Annotated in this window: 4 protein-coding genes; all 4 read right to left on the bottom strand. The window is 80.6% G+C overall.

Annotated features, from left to right (window positions below):
- Positions 1–265: hypothetical protein (locus GSF02_RS18430; RefSeq protein ID WP_201308993.1), on the bottom strand; the 265-nt coding region annotated here is incomplete at its 3' end.
- Entirely contained in the window at positions 262–684 is a 423-nt protein-coding gene (locus GSF02_RS18425) for a flagellar FliJ family protein (RefSeq protein WP_159798816.1), read from the bottom strand. The genes GSF02_RS18430 and GSF02_RS18425, both read right to left, overlap by 4 nt.
- The gene (locus GSF02_RS18420; RefSeq protein WP_235915699.1) at positions 681–1,994 is read right to left on the bottom strand and encodes a FliI/YscN family ATPase; all 1,314 of its coding nucleotides are present in this window, start codon (positions 1,992–1,994) and stop codon (positions 681–683) included. Before GSF02_RS18420 ends, GSF02_RS18425 begins: the two co-directional genes overlap by 4 nt.
- Positions 1,991–2,591 (bottom strand): FliH/SctL family protein (locus GSF02_RS18415; protein WP_159798815.1); only part of this gene is annotated, 601 nt, incomplete at its 5' end. The genes GSF02_RS18420 and GSF02_RS18415, both read right to left, overlap by 4 nt.

The raw sequence follows: 2,591 nt of genomic DNA, 5'->3' as shown, positions 1-2,591 counted from the left end.
CGGGCGCGTGGCCGGTCTCCGGACGCACCACCGCGCCGGACGCCTCGGGCCCGGGCGCGTCAGCCGCGGCGCGGCGCTCGTGCCGGTCCCCCGCCCGGGGGCGGTCGGCCGCCCGCGGCGCGCGCTCGGCGGCGTCGCCGGGCGTGCCGACGGCGGCCAGCACCTCGGCGAACAGGTCACCGGTCCGGGCGCCCGCGCGCGGACCCGCCGCGCCGGCCGCCGTCGCGGGCCCCGCGGGCCCGGCCCCCAGCACGGGGACGCTCATCGCTCCTCCTCCTGCGCTGCGCGCGCGGCGATCTCGTCGAGCCCGGCCTGCTCGGCCTTGCGCTCGGCGGCCGTCACGCGCTCGGCGTGCCGCTCCGCCAGCCGCGCCACGGCACGCGTGCGCGTCCGGGCGGCGGTCCAGTCCTGCTCGCGCCCGCGCACCTGCTGCTCGGCCGCCTGCCGGGCCGCGATGCTCTCGGACAGCAGCGCGGACAGCGCGGCACGGCCGGCCACCATGGCCTGCCAGGCGGCGTCGTTCGCGGGCCGGGGGTCCTGTCCCTGCAGCTCGGCGCGGACCGCCTCGACCCGCTCGTCGGCGGCGGCGCGGTCACGCTGGGCGCGGGCCAGCTCGCCGGCGGCGCGGTCCTCCTCCACCTCGCGCACGCGCAGCAGCCCCGCGAGGGGGAACGTCCGGTTCATGCGGTGCCTCCCAGCCGTGCCACCAGCCGCTCGAGCCGCTCCCACGACTCGGCGACCGGGGCGTGGTCGTCCATGCCCTGACGCAGGAACGCGTCGATGTCGGCGGCGCACGCGAGCGCGGCGTCGACCCGCGGGTTCGAGCCCGCCACGTAGGCGCCGACGTCGAGCAGGTCCTTGGCCGCCGCGCGGGCGGCGAGCACCGCGCGCAGCGAGGCCGCCGCGGCGCGCTGCGCCGGCGTCGTCACGCGCGAGGCGACGCGCGAGACGGACGCGACGGCGTCGATCGCCGGGTAGTGGCCGGCGACGGCGAGCTCGCGGCGCAGCACCACGTGCCCGTCGAGGATCGAGCGGGCCGCGTCGGCGATCGGCTCGTCGTGGTCGTCGCCGTCCACGAGCACGGTGTACAGCCCGGTCACCGAGCCGTGCGGCCCCGTCCCGGCGCGCTCGAGCAGCCGCGCGAGCAGCGCGAACGTGCTCGGCGGGTAGCCGCGCGTGGCGGGCGGCTCGCCGACGGAGAGCCCGATCTCGCGCTGCGCCATGGCCACGCGGGTCAGGGAGTCCATCATCAGCACCGCGTGCAGACCGGTGTCGCGCAGGTGCTCGGCGATGCGGGTGGCCACGAACGCCGAGCGCTGGCGCACCAGCGGCGGCGCGTCGGACGTCGCCACCACCACCACGGACCGGGCCAGGCCCTCGGGCCCCAGGTCGTCCTCGAGGAACTCGCGCACCTCGCGACCGCGCTCGCCGACCAGCGCGATGACGCTCGCCTCCGCGGCGGTGCCGCGGGCGATCATCGACAGCAGGCTCGACTTGCCGACGCCGGAGCCGGCGAACAGGCCCAGGCGCTGCCCGCGCCCGGCGGTCGTGAGGGTGTCGAGCACGCGCACGCCCAGCGGCATCGGGGTGTCCACGCGGGCGCGCTCGAGCGGGTGCGGGGCGGCGGCCTCGACCGGCACCCACGCCTCGGCGCGCAGCGGCCCGCGCCCGTCGATCGGGCGGCCCAGGCCGTCGAGCACGCGGCCCAGCAGCCCGCGGCCCACCGGGACGCGCAGGGCGCCGCCGCCGCGCACGGGCAGCCCGGCCTGCAGCCCGGCCACCGTGCCGAGGGGCATGCAGCGCAGGCGGTCCTCGCCGGCTGCCACCACCTCGACGGGCACCGCCGCGGGCGCCTCGCCCACGGTCAGCACGTCGCCCACCGCGGCGCGCAGCCCCACGACGTCGACCACCAGCCCCATCACGGAGCTCACGGTGCCCACGGCCTCGGGGCGCGCGGCCCGCAGCGCCTGCGGCCACGCCGCCGTCGCCGTCACGGCGCGCCTCCGCCGGCGAGCGCGACGGCGTCGCCGGCCGGGGCGCCGGGGGCGGCCAGGTCGGCAGGAGCGCCGGCGGGACCGTCGGCGGCAGGATCGGCAGGAGCGTCGGCGGCAGGATCGGCAGGAGCATCGTTGAGCGCCGCCCGCGCCCGCTCGAGCGCGGTGGCGAGCCGGGCGTCGAGGTACCCGTGCGGGTGGCGGGCCACGGCGTCGCCCGGCGCCAGCGCGGGGTCGGCCTCGAGCCGCACGCCGTCGGGCAGCGCCGCGCCCGTGCGGGCCTGCGCGGCGGTCAGCGCCTGCAGGTCGCGCGGGTGCAGGTGCACGGTGACGGCGTCGGGCGTCTGCGGGTGCTCCAGCACGCGCGCCAGCGCGGTGCGCGCCGACCGGTCGTCGTCGGCCAGCTCGACGCCGAGGACGACGGCGGCCAGCTCCAGCGCCGCGGTGTGCAGGGCGTGCTCCGCCTCGGCGAGCACCGCCGCCTCGCGGTCCTGCGCGGCGCGCGCCGCGCGCTCGAGCGCGGCCAGCGCGGCGGCGTGCTCCGCCCGGCGCTGCTCCTCGGCCGCCGCGTGCTCCTGCGCCCGCCGGGCCGCCTCG

The organism is Puerhibacterium puerhi (assembly GCF_009846865.1).
Taxonomy (GTDB): domain Bacteria; phylum Actinomycetota; class Actinomycetes; order Actinomycetales; family Cellulomonadaceae; genus Puerhibacterium; species Puerhibacterium puerhi.
Note: the sequence above shows the minus strand (reverse complement) of the source record. Positions and strands in the feature narration are given on the sequence as shown.